General features: G+C 57.1%; 17 protein-coding genes. 8 read left to right on the forward strand and 9 right to left on the reverse strand.

Translation table 11 applies throughout. The features are described from left to right. Window positions 1-5 precede the first annotated feature (5 nt). Window positions 6-686 carry a helix-turn-helix transcriptional regulator gene (locus C6A40_RS00400; RefSeq protein WP_023616119.1) on the forward strand — a complete coding sequence of 227 codons (681 nt, stop codon included), beginning with the start codon at window positions 6-8 and terminating at the stop codon, window positions 684-686. 88 nt (window positions 687-774) lie between these two features. Here the strand turns inward: C6A40_RS00400 and C6A40_RS00405 are convergent, their stop codons facing one another. Then, complete coding sequence (locus C6A40_RS00405) at window positions 775-1,659, reverse strand: nucleoside-specific channel-forming protein Tsx (protein WP_031275068.1); 885 nt, start codon at window positions 1,657-1,659, stop codon at window positions 775-777. Window positions 1,660-1,929: 270 nt separating this feature from the next. Beyond that, window positions 1,930-2,469, reverse strand: a complete 540-nt coding sequence (locus C6A40_RS00410; protein ID WP_008503338.1) for a DUF3251 domain-containing protein — start codon at window positions 2,467-2,469, stop codon at window positions 1,930-1,932. 152 nt (window positions 2,470-2,621) lie between these two features. Here C6A40_RS00410 and nrdR point away from each other — a divergent pair, with 152 nt between their 5' ends. From nrdR to thiL, 5 genes are all read left to right on the forward strand, one after another. Then, a complete protein-coding gene (nrdR, locus tag C6A40_RS00415) occupies window positions 2,622-3,071 on the forward strand; it encodes a transcriptional regulator NrdR (RefSeq protein ID WP_008503337.1) in 450 nt (149 codons plus the stop codon). 4 nt (window positions 3,072-3,075) lie between these two features. Beyond that, a complete protein-coding gene (ribD, locus tag C6A40_RS00420; RefSeq protein ID WP_045335392.1) occupies window positions 3,076-4,179 on the forward strand; it encodes a bifunctional diaminohydroxyphosphoribosylaminopyrimidine deaminase/5-amino-6-(5-phosphoribosylamino)uracil reductase RibD in 1,104 nt (367 codons plus the stop codon). An 87-nt stretch (window positions 4,180-4,266) separates the two neighbouring features. After that, on the forward strand, window positions 4,267-4,737 hold the full coding sequence (gene ribH, locus C6A40_RS00425) for a 6,7-dimethyl-8-ribityllumazine synthase (RefSeq protein ID WP_003859098.1): 471 nt from the start codon (window positions 4,267-4,269) through the stop codon (window positions 4,735-4,737). A 21-nt stretch (window positions 4,738-4,758) separates the two neighbouring features. Continuing rightward, a complete protein-coding gene (gene nusB / locus C6A40_RS00430) occupies window positions 4,759-5,178 on the forward strand; it encodes a transcription antitermination factor NusB (RefSeq protein ID WP_006809908.1) in 420 nt (139 codons plus the stop codon). Between the two features lie 77 nt (window positions 5,179-5,255). Further along, window positions 5,256-6,227 (forward strand): thiamine-phosphate kinase, encoded by a 972-nt coding sequence (gene thiL / locus C6A40_RS00435; protein ID WP_021241664.1) that lies wholly within the window; start codon window positions 5,256-5,258, stop codon window positions 6,225-6,227. 64 nt (window positions 6,228-6,291) lie between these two features. Here the strand turns inward: thiL and C6A40_RS00440 are convergent, their stop codons facing one another. The 4 genes from C6A40_RS00440 to xseB all read right to left on the reverse strand — a co-directional run bounded on the left by C6A40_RS00440 (window position 6,292) and on the right by xseB (window position 10,360). Further along, window positions 6,292-7,266, reverse strand: coding sequence for an aldo/keto reductase (locus C6A40_RS00440; protein ID WP_023343484.1), 975 nt, complete (start codon window positions 7,264-7,266; stop codon window positions 6,292-6,294). 64 nt (window positions 7,267-7,330) lie between these two features. Beyond that, a complete protein-coding gene (gene dxs, locus C6A40_RS00445; protein ID WP_008503333.1) occupies window positions 7,331-9,193 on the reverse strand; it encodes a 1-deoxy-D-xylulose-5-phosphate synthase in 1,863 nt (620 codons plus the stop codon). Window positions 9,194-9,217: 24 nt separating this feature from the next. Then, window positions 9,218-10,117: a (2E,6E)-farnesyl diphosphate synthase gene (ispA, locus tag C6A40_RS00450; protein ID WP_045335393.1), complete on the reverse strand. Its 900-nt coding sequence runs from the start codon at window positions 10,115-10,117 to the stop codon at window positions 9,218-9,220. After that, entirely contained in the window at window positions 10,118-10,360 is a 243-nt protein-coding gene (gene xseB / locus C6A40_RS00455; protein WP_008503331.1) for an exodeoxyribonuclease VII small subunit, read from the reverse strand. It lies immediately after the preceding gene. 191 nt (window positions 10,361-10,551) lie between these two features. On the opposite strand from xseB, the gene thiI reads away from it, so the two are divergent. Further along, complete coding sequence (thiI, locus tag C6A40_RS00460) at window positions 10,552-12,000, forward strand: tRNA uracil 4-sulfurtransferase ThiI (protein ID WP_045335394.1); 1,449 nt, start codon at window positions 10,552-10,554, stop codon at window positions 11,998-12,000. Between the two features lie 94 nt (window positions 12,001-12,094). Here thiI and yajL read toward each other — a convergent pair whose 3' ends face one another. Beyond that, the gene (gene yajL / locus C6A40_RS00465; RefSeq protein WP_008503329.1) at window positions 12,095-12,688 is read right to left on the reverse strand and encodes a protein deglycase YajL; all 594 of its coding nucleotides are present in this window, start codon (window positions 12,686-12,688) and stop codon (window positions 12,095-12,097) included. Beyond that, window positions 12,651-13,562, reverse strand: coding sequence for a 2-dehydropantoate 2-reductase (gene panE, locus C6A40_RS00470; protein WP_008503328.1), 912 nt, complete (start codon window positions 13,560-13,562; stop codon window positions 12,651-12,653). Before panE ends, yajL begins: the two co-directional genes overlap by 38 nt. A 121-nt stretch (window positions 13,563-13,683) precedes the next feature. Between panE and C6A40_RS00475 the strand changes: the two genes are divergently transcribed. Next, on the forward strand, window positions 13,684-14,175 hold the full coding sequence (locus tag C6A40_RS00475) for a YajQ family cyclic di-GMP-binding protein (protein WP_008503327.1): 492 nt from the start codon (window positions 13,684-13,686) through the stop codon (window positions 14,173-14,175). A gap of 31 nt (window positions 14,176-14,206) precedes the next feature. Here C6A40_RS00475 and C6A40_RS00480 read toward each other — a convergent pair whose 3' ends face one another. Further along, window positions 14,207-15,568 (reverse strand): MFS transporter, encoded by a 1,362-nt coding sequence (locus C6A40_RS00480; RefSeq protein WP_045335395.1) that lies wholly within the window; start codon window positions 15,566-15,568, stop codon window positions 14,207-14,209. Window positions 15,569-15,584 lie beyond the last annotated feature (16 nt).

Raw genomic sequence — 15,584 nt, forward strand, 5'->3', positions numbered from 1 at the left:
AAGAAATGACCCGACGCGCTGACCGTTTGTTTCAGATTGTGCAGATCCTGCGGGGCAGGCGTCTGACAACGGCAGCGCATCTGGCGGACCGGCTTGGCGTGTCCGAGCGCACGGTCTACCGCGATATCCGCGACCTGTCGCTTTCCGGCGTGCCGGTGGAAGGTGAGGCGGGGAGCGGATATCGGCTGATGTCGGGCTTTGACCTGCCGCCGCTGATGCTGACAAATAAGGAGTCCGAGGCGCTGATCGTCGCGATTCGCCTGCTCAAAACCTGGGGAGGGGAATCGCTGTCGCGCGAGCTGGAGTCGGCTCAGGAAAAGGTGCTGGCGATTCTGCCCGAGGAGAGTCGTCGAAAGGCGGAGCAGACGCGGATCTACGCCCCGGATTTTTGCATGCAAAGCCACTCCCGCAGCGATTTTGACAGGATCCATCAGGCAATTTCCGCTCAGCAGGTGCTGGCGCTGCATTACCGTGATGAAGCAGGACAGCTGTCTAATCGTGAGGTTCAGCCGCTGGGGCTGTTCTTCTGGGGAGAGCGCTGGCTGCTGGCGGCGTGGTGTGAACGGCGCGATGACTATCGCTGTTTCCGGCTCGACAGATGCCTCAACATTGTGGCTACGGAGAGGCGGTTTAGCGAAAGTGCGGACAGGTCTTTGGCGGATTTTTTGCGCAAGGTGAGGCAGTAAAAAGCCGGGTGGCGGCTACGCCTTACCCGGCCTACATTTGGGTCGTAGGCCCGGTGAGCGTAGCGCCACCGGGCGAAACCCGCACTGATTAGAAGTTGTAACCTACAACCAGGTAACCACCCCAACCGGTAGATCGGACGCTGAAGTCGCCGTTGCCGAAGTTCAGGCTGGCGTCGTCGTTCCACTGACCACCGTTGTGCCAGTAACGTGCCACAACAGAGTAGTGCCAGTGATCGTAGTTCAGCGCCAGAATGTGGCTGGAGGCGATGGAGTTATTGGTACGCGCTTTCTTACCGTTCAGGTCACGGAAATCGTTGTCACCCAGGTCTGAGCCCCAGTCAAAGTTGGTGAAGCCGATATAGCTCAGGTTACCGCCCCACAGTTGGGTAATTGGCACAAAGTATTTCACTTTGAAACGGTAGCCATCCCACTCGTTTTCGTTCGCGGCACCGTAGTTCTGCCACTGATACTTAGCGTACACGTTCAGAGACAGGCTCATTGGCAGACCGGTGTCGATGTCCGTACCCAGACCCATGTACCAGGTGCTTTGTTCCTGAGAATCGTTGCGGCCCATGTCGTAAATGTAGTTATTCGCGAAGTACCACTCTTTGAACGGCCCGAAGCTTAGGTCGGTGCCGGTCAGCTTATCGATAGAGAAGCGTGGTTCGATTTCCATAAACAGCGGAGAGCCGTTGTTCCAGATACCTTTCGCATCGGTGTTACCACCAAAGAATACTGGCAGATCGACGTAGCCGTAGAAATCAAACCAGTCTTTCTTGGCGAACGCTTCATATTCCAGGTAGGTATCGTTACGAATCTGAGGTCCGAAACGCGTGTGGTAGCTGCCGACCACGTTAACGCTCTGGTGCCACCAGTCGGAGAGGTATTGTGGTTTGTCGTTTTCCGCTGCGTTAACAGTGAAAGAAGAGGACAGTGCCAGCACGGCGCCAGCTGCGAGTAATGTTTTTTTCATAATCATGCCACTGATTGAAATTCCCTTCCGGGAGTGAAAAATGCGCGAATTGCGTTTCTAAATATTTCGTGTTTCTGCGGTGCCTATTATAGGAATCCCTGCTCACAAAAATATGTGTTGTTTCACATATCTCTCATACGCGTAATCGATTGCGTTCACGTTTGCGTACTTTAAACGGCCGGGATTGTAGCGGCAATCATTTATGTTGCCAATCCATACGAAATGTAAATGTTAGCGGAGTGACATTTCACTCCGCTAAAAAAGAGAGGATTACTGCGCGGCGGGTTGAATGTCGTGAATGCGGATAAAGCCTAACTGTTCCGGCGTAAGGCCGCTTAACTGAAGCGGAATATCCACATCACTGGGTGCTAAAACACTGGCCGGTGCGGTGAAGAGCTGATTCTTCACGTTCACCTCCTGGTAGTTCTCCGTGGTGCCCTGGATCTGGCCCCACTCGACGGTGCCGCTGAAGGCCGGAAGCGGATCGTTGGACTCTCCCTTGATGCGTAATGTTGCGCGAGTACCATCGGCATTCGCCGCCACATTCACCAGAGACATTTTTAGCGTGCCAATCTGGCTGTTCAGCAGGGCAGGCGTATTCGCCCCCGGCAGCAGGTACACCCCGCTGGTAGATTTCGCGTTCAGCGCGTTTTGCTGGGTGATCTTCACCGTTTCTTTGTTTAGCTTGTCCATCGCCGTATTGAGCGTATTGACGCTCTGTTTCATCTGACGGACTTCGGTTTGCTGTGCACAGGCGCTAAGGGTGAAGAGGCTCCCCACCAGCAATATTTTCAGGTAACGTCTTGTCATTGCGTTTATTTCCTTGAAATAACGGATCGTCCTAATGGTAGCCAGCATCATTGTGTCAGACATAGATCCTTTTTCTCAAAAAGCTCTTCCTTTGTTGTCAGGCCAGTTCAGGGTAAAATGAAAATCAGTTAACCAGATAACAGGGATACCGTATGCATTGCCCATTCTGCTCCGCTGTGGATACCAAAGTCATCGACTCTCGCCTTGTGGGCGAAGGGTCTTCAGTGCGCCGTCGTCGGCAGTGTCTGGTGTGTAACGAGCGTTTCACGACCTTTGAGGTGGCAGAGCTGGTCATGCCGCGCGTGGTTAAAAGTAACGACGTGCGTGAGCCGTTTAACGAAGAGAAACTGCGCAGCGGAATGCTGAAGGCCCTTGAAAAGCGTCCCGTCAGCGCGGACGACGTGGAGATGGCGTTAAACCACATAAAATCTTACCTTCGTGGTTTGGGTGAGCGCGAAGTGCCCAGCAAGATGATTGGCAACCTGGTGATGGAGCAGCTGAAAAAGCTCGATAAGGTCGCCTATATCCGCTTCGCCTCGGTCTACCGCAGCTTCGAAGACATCAAAGAGTTTGGCGAAGAGATCGCCCGCTTACAGGATTAAGCTCATGCACGATGAGATGTACATGGCGCGAGCCATGAAGCTGGCGCAGCGCGGTCGTTTTACGACCCATCCCAACCCGAACGTCGGGTGCGTTATCGTTAAAGATGGCGAGATCGTGGGGGAGGGCTTTCACTATCGTGCTGGCGAGCCGCATGCTGAGGTTCATGCGCTGCGCATGGCCGGCGAGAAGGCGCGCGGTGCGACGGCCTACGTTACGCTGGAGCCCTGCAGCCATCACGGGCGTACGCCACCGTGCTGCGACGCGCTGATTGCCGCGGGGGTGTCGCGCGTGGTTGCATCGATGCAGGACCCGAATCCGCAGGTGGCCGGACGAGGTCTGTATCGTCTGCAGCAGGAAGGCATTGACGTCAGCCATGGCCTGATGATGCAGGACGCGGAAGCGCTCAACAAAGGTTTCCTGAAGCGCATGCGTACCGGGTTCCCGTATATCCAGCTTAAGCTGGGTGCCTCGCTGGACGGTCGTACGGCGATGGCAAATGGCGAGAGCCAGTGGATAACATCTCCGCAGGCAAGGCGCGATGTGCAACGTCTGCGCGCGCAAAGCCATGCTATCCTCACCAGCAGTGAAACCGTTCTGGCTGACGATCCAGCCATGACCGTGCGCTGGGACGAGCTGAATGCCGATACCCAGGCTCTGTATCCGCAGGAGAACCTGCGTCAGCCGCTGCGTATTGTCATTGATAGCCAGAACCGCGTGACGCCGGAGCACTGCATCGTCCAGCAGCCAGGGGAAACCTGGATTGCCCGCACGAAGGAAGATACGCGTGAATGGCCAGAAGGCGTGCGCAGCATCATAGTGCCGGAACATAACGGGCATCTGGATCTGGTGGTGCTGATGATGCTGCTCGGCAAGCAGCAGGTGAACAGCATCTGGGTCGAAGCGGGCCCGACGCTTGCCGGCGCGCTGCTTCAGGCGGGGCTGGTGGATGAGCTGCTTGTTTACGTTGCGCCTAAACTGTTGGGCAGTGACGCGCGCGGCCTGTTTGTGCTGCCCGGCCTTGAAAAACTGGCCGATGCACCACAACTCAAATTTAGCGAGATTCGTCCGGTGGGTCCGGATGTCTGCCTCCACTTAACGACAGCGTAATTGCTCCCGAAATAGGGAAGCAGTGCGCAAAGTATTATGATAAAATCCGCCCCCCTGCGGGGCCAAATGAACCCGTAAAGGAAGAGTATGAACATTATTGAAGCTGCTGTAGCTACCCCGGACGCTCGCGTCGCCATCACCATTGCGCGTTTCAACAACTTCATCAACGATAGCCTGCTGGAAGGTGCGGTTGACGCCCTGAAACGTATCGGCCAGGTTAAAGATGACAACATTACCGTTGTTTGGGTTCCAGGCGCTTACGAACTGCCACTGGCGGCGGGCGCGCTGGCGAAAACCGGTAAATATGACGCGGTGATTGCGCTGGGTACCGTTATTCGTGGCGGCACTGCGCACTTCGAATACGTTGCGGGCGGTGCAAGCAACGGTCTGGCACACGTTGCGCAGGATGCTGAAATTCCTGTCGCGTTCGGCGTGCTGACCACCGAAAGTATTGAACAAGCCATCGAACGTGCTGGCACCAAAGCCGGTAACAAAGGTGCAGAAGCTGCACTGACCGCGCTTGAAATGATCAATGTATTGAAAGCCATCAAGGCCTGATTTTTTTGTAAGGGGAATTCCGTGAAACCTGCTGCTCGTCGCCGCGCCCGTGAATGTGCCGTCCAGGCACTTTACTCCTGGCAGTTGTCCCAGAACGACATCGCTGATGTTGAATACCAGTTCCTGTCAGAACAGGACGTGAAAGACGTTGACGTTCTGTACTTCCGTGAACTGCTGTCGGGAGTGGCGACTAATAGCGCGTATCTCGATGGTCTGATGAAACCTTACCTGTCCCGTCTGCTCGAAGAGCTGGGTCAGGTAGAAAAAGCAGTGTTGCGCATTGCGCTGTTTGAGCTGTCTAAACGTGATGATGTGCCGTACAAAGTGGCCATCAACGAAGCGATCGAACTGGCGAAAACCTTCGGCGCTGAAGACAGCCACAAGTTTGTAAACGGCGTACTTGATAAAGCAGCACCTGCGATCCGTCCCCACAAAAAGTGATCCGCAAACCGGAGTTTTGCATTGCCTGACGGGCAGTGCGGCTCCGGTTTTTTCTTTTATTTGCTGAGGCATAACGTATGGCATGCGGCGAATTTTCCCTGATTGCCCGTTATTTCGACCGTGTCAGAACCTCTCGTCTTGATGTTGAAACCGGCATCGGCGATGACTGTGCACTTCTCAATATTCCCGAAAAACAGACGCTGGCAATCAGCACCGACACCTTAGTGTGCGGACGTCATTTTTTACCGGATATCGATCCTGCCGATCTGGCGTATAAGGCGCTGGCGGTTAACGTCAGCGATCTGGCGGCGATGGGGGCCGATCCCGCGTGGTTAACCCTGGCGCTGACGCTGCCTGAGGTAGACGAAGCCTGGCTTGAAGCATTCAGCGATGCGCTGTTTGAGCAGCTTAACTACTACGATATGCAGCTGATTGGCGGTGATACCACTGCCGGGCCGCTGTCGATGACGCTGGCGATCCATGGCTATGTACCGCTTGGTCGCGCGCTGAAGCGTTCGGGTGCAAAACCCGGTGACTGGATCTACGTGACCGGTACACCGGGCGACAGCGCCGCGGGCCTGGCGATTCTTCAGGATCGCTTAACCGTGAAGAACGCTGACGATGCGGCGTATCTGGTGAAACGCCATCTGCGCCCGACGCCGCGTATTCTGCACGGTCAGGCGCTGCGCGAGCGGGCAAGCTCGGCTATCGATCTCTCTGACGGGCTGATCTCAGATCTTGGCCATATTCTGAAGGCCAGCGGTGTCGGCGCGCGCGTAGACCTGGATCTGTTCCCGCTGTCAGAGGAACTGCTTCGTCATGTTGAACCTGAACAGGCACTGCGCTGGGCTCTGTCCGGTGGTGAAGATTATGAACTGTGCTTTACCGTTCCGGAGCTGAACCGTGGAACGCTCGACGTGGCGTTAGCGCATCTTGGCGCGAAATTCACCTGTATCGGGCAGATCATGCCGGAGAGTGAAGGGCTGAAGTTTGTGAAAGACGGTGCGCCGGTTACGCTGGACTGGAAAGGGTACGATCACTTCGCGTGAGTTTGTACGCTCTGTAATGCCGGGTGGCGGCTCCGCCTTACCCGGCCTACAAAAAAGATGGGGCTTATTTAAACCCCACCACCGGATGCTGCTGATACGGCGTCTCCAGCTCGGCAACCTGTTCGGGCGTCAGCGTGATATCCACCGCGTTTAACAGTTCGTCCAACTGCTCTTCCCGGGACGTGCCGATAATGGGAGCCGCGACGCCGCGTTTACCCAGCAGCCATGCCAGCGCTACCTGGGCGCGGGTTGCGCCGGTATCGTCGGCAATCCCGGCCAGGCGTTCGGCAATCAGCGCATCGCTGGCCTCTGTTCCTTCATAGAGATTTTTTCCCACTTCATCCGAGACCAGACGGGCCGTAGTTTCGCCCCACGGACGGGTCAGGCGACCGCGCGCGAGCGGGCTCCACGGGATGACCGCCACGCCCTCCTGATGGCACAGCGGCAACATCTCACGCTCTTCTTCACGATAGATCAGATTGTAGTGATCCTGCATGGTGACAAAGCGCGCCCAGCCGTGCTGCGCCTGCAGATCCAGCGCCTGAGCAAACTGCGACGCGTGCATCGACGATGCGCCGATGTAGCGTGCTTTACCGGCTTTGACGACGTCGTTGAGCGCCTCAAGCGTCTCCTCGATCGGCGTGTTGTAATCCCAGCGGTGAATTTGCAGCAGGTCGACGTAATCCATGTTCAGGCGCCTGAGGCTGTCGTCAATGGAACGCAGGATCTGCGCGCGAGAAAGGCCCTGCGGCAGGTCGCCCACCGGGTAGTACACCTTGGTGGCAACGACGATGTCATCCCGACGGGCAAAATCGCGCAGGGCGCGGCCGACAATCTCCTCGCTGCTGCCGTCGGAGTAGCTGTTGGCGGTGTCAAAGAAGTTAATGCCGCCCTCGATGGCGCGTTTGATAATCGGACGGCTGCTCTCTTCCGGCAGCGTCCAGGCGTGGTTCCCCCGATCGGGCTCGCCAAAGGTCATGCATCCCAGACAAAGTCGGGAAACCTTAAGGTCCGTTTTTCCTAATGTTGTGTATTGCACGGTTCCGCTCCTGCTGTTTAAACAATACGTTTAAGCATAGCAGGAGCGGAAAAGGGGGGAGGGATCAGTCCAGCCAGGCGCGGATTTTAGCTTCGATACCGGCAGCGTCCAGGCCAATCGCCGCGCGGGCTTCGTCCTGGGTACCTTGCGGGATGAAATAGTCCGGCAGGCCGAGGTTCAGCACCGGAACGGCTTTACGGTTTGCCATCAGCACCTCGTTCACGCCGCTGCCCGCACCGCCCATAATCGCGTTCTCTTCCAGCGTGACCAGCACGTCGTGCGCCTCCGCCATACTCAGGATCAGGGATTCGTCGAGCGGCTTCACAAAGCGCATATCCACGAGGGTGGCATTCAGCGTTTCAGCTACTTTAGCCGCCTCTGGCATCAGCGTGCCGAAGTTCAGGATCGCCACTTTCTCACCGCGACGTTTAACCAGACCTTTACCGATCGCCAGCTTCTCCAGCGGCTGCAGCTCAACGCCCACCGCATTGCCGCGCGGATAGCGAACGGCGCTTGGTCCATCCTGATAATGGTAGCCGGTAAACAGCATCTGACGACATTCGTTCTCGTCGCTTGGCGTCATGATCACCATATCTGGAATGCAGCGCAGGAACGACAGGTCAAACGCGCCCTGGTGCGTCTGGCCGTCGGCACCGACGATGCCCGCACGGTCAATGGCAAACAGCACCGGCAGCTTCTGGATCGCCACGTCGTGGATCACCTGATCGTAGGCGCGCTGCAGGAAGGTTGAATAGATAGCGACAACCGGTTTGTAGCCGCCGATCGCCAGGCCCGCTGCAAATGTCACCGCGTGCTGCTCGGCAATGGCCACGTCGAAATACTGGTCAGGGTATTTTTTAGAGAACTCTACCATGCCGGAGCCTTCGCGCATGGCCGGGGTGATCGCCATCAGCTTGTTGTCTTTCGCGGCGGTTTCGCACAGCCAGTCGCCGAAGATTTTTGAATAGCTCGGCATGCCGCCGCTGCTTTTCGGCAGACAGCCGCTGGACGGGTCAAATTTCGGTACCGCGTGGAAGGTAATCGGATCTTTTTCCGCCGGCTCGTAGCCACGCCCTTTTTTGGTCATGATGTGCAGGAACTGCGGGCCTTTCAGGTCGCGCATGTTCTTGAGCGTGGTGACCAGCCCCAGTACGTCGTGGCCGTCAACCGGGCCAATATAGTTAAAGCCCAGCTCCTCAAACAGGGTACCCGGCACGACCATGCCTTTGATGTGCTCTTCGGTACGCTTAAGCAGCTCTTTGATCGGCGGTACGCCGGAGAAGACTTTTTTACCGCCTTCACGCAGCGAGGAGTAAAGCTTGCCGGAGAGCAGCTGTGCCAGATGGTTGTTCAGCGCGCCAACGTTCTCGGAGATCGACATTTCGTTATCGTTGAGGATAACCAGCATGTCCGGCTTGATGTCGCCCGCATGGTTCATGGCTTCGAAGGCCATACCCGCTGTGATGGCACCGTCGCCAATCACGCAGACGGTGCGGCGCTGCTTGTTCTCTTTCTCGGCGGCGACGGCAATACCGATGCCCGCAGAAATGGAGGTGGAGGAATGGCCGACGCTCAGCACGTCATACTCGCTCTCACCGCGCCACGGGAACGGATGCAGGCCACCTTTCTGACGAATAGTGCCAATTTTATCGCGACGTCCGGTCAGAATTTTGTGCGGATAGGCCTGGTGGCCCACGTCCCAGATGAGCTGATCGAACGGCGTGTTATAGACGTAGTGCAGCGCCACGGTTAGCTCTACCGTGCCAAGCCCGGAGGCGAAATGGCCGCTGGAGCGGCTTACGCTGTCGAGCAGGTAGCGACGCAGCTCGTCGCACAGCTTCGGCAGGCTCTCTTTCGGCAACAGACGTAACTCCTGGGTGGAGTCAACTAACGCCAGTGTCGGGTATTTGGCAATATCAAAACTCATCAAAGGCTCATCGAGATATATAGTTTATTTATCACGCTGGATTATATAGTCCGCTAGCGCTTCCAGTGCCGAGGTATCCAGCGATTGCGCAGCCAGTTCATTCAGCGACTGGCGGGCATCGTCAATCAGATCCCGGGCTTTACGTTGGGCTTGCTCAAGACCCAGCAGGGCGGGGTAGGTACTTTTGCCAAGCTGCTGGTCCGCACCCTGACGTTTACCCAATGTTGCAGTATCGCCCACCACATCCAGAATGTCATCCTGAACCTGGAATGCCAGACCGATACTTTCTGCGTATCTGTCCAGAATCGGCAGGGCTTTGCGCCCTTGCTCACCCGCGCTCAGCGCGCCCAGGCGAACGGCGGAACGAATCAATGCCCCGGTTTTATGGCGATGAATACGCTCCAGCTGTTCCAGATTAACCTGACGTCCTTCCGCTTCAAGATCCAGCGCCTGACCGCCGCACATGCCGGCCACGCCGCTGGCCTTGGCCAGTTCGGAAATCATTGCCAGACGGTCACGGTCAGCCACTTCGGCCATTGGCGCGTCGCTCAGAATCGAGAACGCCAGCGTCTGCAGGGCATCACCCGCCAGAATGGCATTCGCCTCGCCAAACTTGATGTGGCAGGTGGGTTGACCCCGACGCAAATCGTCGTCGTCCATCGCCGGAAGATCGTCGTGGATCAGCGAGTAGGCATGGATGCACTCAACGGCGGCTGCCGGGGCGTCCAGCGTGTTATCGCTGATGCCGAACATGTTGCCGGTGGCGTACACCAGGAACGGGCGCAGGCGCTTTCCACCCAAGAGTGCGCCATAGTGCATGGCTTCAACCAGAGGAGTGTTCTGAAAAGGCTGTGGCGCAATAAATCGGCGCAGGGCGTCGTTGGCACGCACGACGCGCGCCTGAAGCTCGTTGGCAAAATCCATTTACTCGGCGTCCGGTGTGAAAGGCGTGGTTTTCGCGTCTTCGCTGTCGGAAAGCAGGATCTGCACGCGCTGCTCGGCCTGCTGCAGTTTGACCTGCCCCTGGCGCGCCAGCTGCACGCCGCGCTCGAATTCGTTGAGCGCCTCTTCCAGCGGGAGATCGCCGCTCTCAAGACGGGTAACGATTTGCTCCAGTTCACTCAGCGCAGTTTCGAAACTGGCCGGTGCGTCGTTCTTCTTCGGCATAGTGAATTGACTCTTATATTCTCAGCCCCGACATGGTAACGGACTCAGGGCAATTATCAAATAACGCGCAATGTGCACAGGAGCGGCGCGATGGTGGTATACTTGCGCGCCTGGATGCAGCCACGGGTGTGGGCTGCTGTACTCTTTTCCATTACAAGCCTTAATACGCTTGCCTAAGAAACATTGCCGCCATGAAGTTTATCATTAAATTGTTCCCTGAAATCACCATCAAAAGCCAATCTGTGCGTTTGCGCTTTATTAAAATTCTCACCGGGAACATTCGTAACGTTTTAAAGCACTACGACGAAACCCTCGCCGTGGTGCGCCACTGGGACCACGTTGAGGTCCGTGCGAAAGACGAAAACAAACGTCAGGATATTCGCGACGCGCTGACCCGTATTCCGGGGATCCACCATATTCTGGAAGTGGAAGATGTCCCGTTCAGCGATATGCACGACATCTTCGAAAAAGCGCTGGTTCAGTACCGCGATCGGATCGAAGGCAAAACCTTTTGCGTGCGCGTGAAGCGTCGCGGTAAGCACGAATTCAGCTCCATTGAAGTGGAACGTTACGTTGGCGGCGGTTTGAACCAGCACGTTGAGACGGCGCGCGTGCGTCTGACCAACCCGGACGTGACCGTTAATCTGGAGATCGAAAACGATCGCCTGCTGTTGGTGAAAGGCCGCTATGAAGGTATCGGCGGCTTCCCGATCGGGACTCAGGAAGATGTTCTGTCCCTGATCTCCGGCGGCTTCGACTCCGGCGTCTCCAGCTATATGCTGATGCGCCGCGGCTGCCGCGTACACTACTGCTTCTTCAACCTGGGCGGCGCGGCGCACGAAATCGGCGTTCGTCAGGTGGCGCATTACCTGTGGAACCGCTTCGGCAGCTCCCACCGCGTGCGTTTCGTGGCAATCAATTTCGAACCGGTGGTCGGCGAGATTCTGGAGAAAGTGGACGACGGCCAGATGGGCGTTGTCCTCAAGCGTATGATGGTGCGTGCGGCATCCAAAGTGGCTGAACGCTACGGCGTGCAGGCGCTGGTCACCGGTGAAGCGCTGGGGCAGGTCTCCAGCCAGACGCTGACCAACCTGCGCCTGATCGACAACGTGTCTGATACCCTGATCCTGCGTCCGCTGATCTCCCATGATAAAGAGCACATCATCGATCTGGCGCGCGAAATCGGTACCGAAGATTTTGCCCGCACCATGCCGGAATACTGTGGCGTGATCTCAAAAAGCCCGACCGTCAAAGCGGTGAAGGCGAAGATCGAAGCGGAAGAAGAGAACTTCGATTTCAGCATTCTGGATAAAGTGGTGGAAGAAGCGTCCAACATTGATATCCGCGAGATCGCCCAGCAGACCGAGCAGGAAGTGGTAGAAGTGGAGACCGTGAGCGGTTTCGGCGCGAACGACGCGATTCTGGATATCCGCTCCATTGACGAGCAGGATGACAAGCCGCTGCAGGTTGACGGCGTCGAAGTGGTTTCTCTGCCGTTCTACAAGCTGAGCACAAAGTTTGGCGACCTCGACCAGAGCAAAACGTACCTGCTGTGGTGTGAGCGCGGGGTGATGAGTCGCCTGCAGGCGCTGTATCTGCGCGAGCAGGGCTTTGCCAATGTGAAGGTGTATCGTCCGTAGTTTCTCGCCCGGTGGCGCTTCGCTTACCGGGCCTACGGTACCGTGCATTTGTAGGCCGGGTAAGGCGTGGCCGCCACCCGGCTTTTTTTATGCACTACTCTTCATAGTAATTATAAATCCCCGCTGGCATCACCAGCGATGACGCGACTTCGTACGCCTTCTCCCGCCCGACCAGCAGGTCGATAATCTTTAAGCCAAAATCAATCGCGGTGCCCGGGCCCTGGCTGGTCAGCAGGTTGACGCGGGGATCCCAGACGACGCGCTTGTCCACCCATTGATCTTCCGGAATGGTGTCTTTCAGCCCCGGGAAGCCGGTCATGTTGCCGATGGGGAAGATGTCATGGGGAACCAGCACCGTGCCGGCGGCGGCACAAATGGCGGCGACAATGCGCCCGGATAAATGAAACTGACGCACGGTCTCAACCAGCAGCGGGCTGTCACGAAAACATTCCGCGCCCTTCAGCCCACCGGGCAGCACGATGATGTCGTAATCTCCGTCAGCCACCTGTACCAACGGTGCATCTGCAAGGATTTTCACCCCGCGTGAACAGGTGATTGCCAGATTACCGTCGCTGGCGACGCTGGCGGTGGTGACCTTAATGCCGCCGCGCACCATCAGATCGATGGTGGTGACCGCCTCCATCTCTTCGCTACCAGGGGCGAGGCAGATCAGTGCCGACGCGCTCATATTCACTCTCCTTACGTTTAACCAGGTCATACAGACGGGCGTTTTCCGGCACCGCGATGCCGTGCGCGCGGGCGCGTTTTAGCAGATATCCCGTAATGTAGTCGATCTCCGTGTGGCGTAATGCCCGAACATCCTGCAGCATCGAGGAGATGTTCTCAGCTGTACTCTCAATAACCTGCTCGACATAACAGCGCAAATCGTCTGCTGAGGTATGCAAGCCTTCCCGCTCAACGACCGCCGCGACTTCTGCACACAGGGACGCTACCTCCTGCGGATGGTTTTTCAGTTCACCGTTCGGGCAGTTCCACAGCGCCGTCAGCGGGTTGATCACACAGTTAACGGCCAGCTTGCGCCAGAGTTGAGGGCGAATGTGGTTATGCCAGGCCACGTCCGGGAGCACCTTCTGCAGCACATCGGCAAGATAGCTGTAGTCCCCATCCTGCGTTCTGGCAGGCCCGATGTGCGTCACGCCGCTGGCGACATGCACGATGATGTTGCCGTCGCGGCGCGCAGCGTGGGTGGTCGTTGCCATCAGCAGGGGCTGCGGAACGCTTTTCAGCTCATCCAGGGTTCCCATGCCGTTATGCAGCAACAGTATGGGCGAAGTGGGGGGGAGCTGCGCGGCCAGCGTTTTTACCGCGTCTGAGACCTGCCAGGCTTTAAGCGTCACCAGTAAAAGGTCGCTTTGCGCCAGGAAATCAGGATCGTTCGCGGTGAGGGATTCGTTAAAGATGCTTCCGTCTTCACCAATCAGGTTTACACTGCAATAAGGCTGGGGCACGCGCAGCCAGCCCTGAACCTCATGTCCGTGCTTGCACAGTGCGGTCAGCCACAGCTGACCAAGCGCTCCGCATCCGAGCACCGTAATTTTCATTGTTCCTCCTCACCTGCAACTGCGCCAGGTGTTACAGCTTAATTATACAGCTAAGCTTCTGTTGAGTTATGCCTCGTAGCGGGTATTATGCAACGCAACAAAAGTGAAGGGAGAAGAAAAGATGCCATCTTTCGATATTGTTTCCGAAGTTGATATCCAGGAAGTTCGCAACGGCGTTGAGAACGCAACCCGCGAAGTTGAGTCACGTTTCGATTTTCGTGGCGTTGAGGCGTCGTTTGAGCTGAACGACGCAAATAAGACCATTAAGGTGCTGAGCGAGTCTGATTTCCAGGTGAATCAGCTGCTCGACATTCTGCGCGCCAAGCTGTTGAAGCGCGGCATCGAAGGGACCTCCCTGGACGTGCCGGAAGAGTTCGTCCACAGCGGCAAAACGTGGTTTGTTGAAGCGAAGCTGAAGCAGGGCATCGAGAGCGCGGTGCAGAAGAAGATCGTGAAGCTCATCAAAGACAGCAAGCTGAAGGTGCAGGCGCAGATCCAGGGCGAGGAAATTCGCGTGACCGGTAAGTCCCGCGACGATCTGCAGTCCGTGATGGCGCTGGTGCGCGGCGGCGATCTGGGACAACCGTTCCAGTTTAAAAACTTCCGCGACTAATATAAAAAGCCCGGTTTACCCGGGCTTTTTTTCACGCTTTCAGCGCCTGCTCGACCTCAAAGCGGTTGGTCACCTTGCTGTCAATTTTGACGTAAGCGCTGCGCTCTTCGGGAACAATCAGCACCTCCGTGACCCCTTCTTTTGCTTCCAGACGCTGTTTCAGCGCGTCGCTAATCTCCACATCATCCGGGATTTCTACGCGCAGGCTGCTCACGTAGCGCGGCTCTTTCATGGTGCCGGCAACCAGCAGCCAGACTGTCGCCAGCAGCGCGCCCGCGAGAAACACGGTTTGTGAATCAAACAGGCCGTCGACCCAGCCGCCAAGCGAGCCGCCGATCGCCACGCCGAGGAACTGGCTGGTGGAGTAAATGCCCATCGCCGTGCCTTTGTAACCGGCGGGGGACTCTTTGCTGATCAGCGACGGCAGCAGGGCTTCCATCAGGTTAAATGCCAGGAAGAACAGCTGCACGCCGGCAATCAGCTCCCAGAAGTGCGGGCCGGCACCCCAGAGCACGATCTCGGCAATCAGCAGGACCGCCACGCACCCCACGAAGACGCGCTTCATTTTGCGCTTCACTTCGGCGTAGATGATGAACGGCACGACGGAGACAAACGAAATCAACATCGTGACCAGATAGATTTTCCAGTGCTCAGCCGCCGGGAAACCCGCGGCGGCAAGCTGGCCGGGAAGGGCGACAAAGGTCGACATCAGCAGAATGTGCAGGCACATAATGCCGAAATTCAGCTTAAGCAGGCGCGGCTCGACAATCACCTTGCTGAAGCAGCCTTTTACCATGCCGGATTCACGGTTGAGGACGTGGTTTTTGCTGTCCGGCACCACCCACAGGGTTAAGACAATGCCGAGGGTTGCCAGCACGGCAATCATCCAGAACAGGGCGTGCAGGCCGAGCGCATGGGTGATTATCGGGCCCAGCACCATCGCAATCGCAAACGTCACGCCAAAGCTGACGCCGATAAAGGCCATGGCTTTGGTGCGGTTCTGCTCGCGGGTTAAGTCTGACAGCAGCGCCATCACCGCGGCGGCAATCGCGCCGGAGCCCTGCAGGGCGCGGCCAAGAATAATCCCCCAGATGGAGTGGGAGAGGGCGGCAATGACGCTTCCGAGCACAAAGACCAGCAGCCCGCCGACAATCAGCGGCTTGCGGCCCACCCGGTCAGAGAGCAGGCCAAACGGGATCTGGAACACCGCCTGCGCCAGACCATAAATGCCAATGGCGAGGCCAATCAGCGCCTCGCTGGCCCCCTGCAGCGCCATACCGTACGTGGTCAGAACAGGCAGGACCATAAACATGCCAAGCATCCGTAGCGAGAAGACAGTCCCTAAGCCCCAGGTCGCGCGTAGCTCGCCTGGCGTCATTTTATAATCGTTCATTACCACCTCAGTTCAA

Origin of the sequence: Enterobacter sp. GER_MD16_1505_Eko_090 (assembly GCF_003331015.1) — a bacterium.
Taxonomy (GTDB): domain Bacteria; phylum Pseudomonadota; class Gammaproteobacteria; order Enterobacterales; family Enterobacteriaceae; genus Enterobacter; species Enterobacter roggenkampii.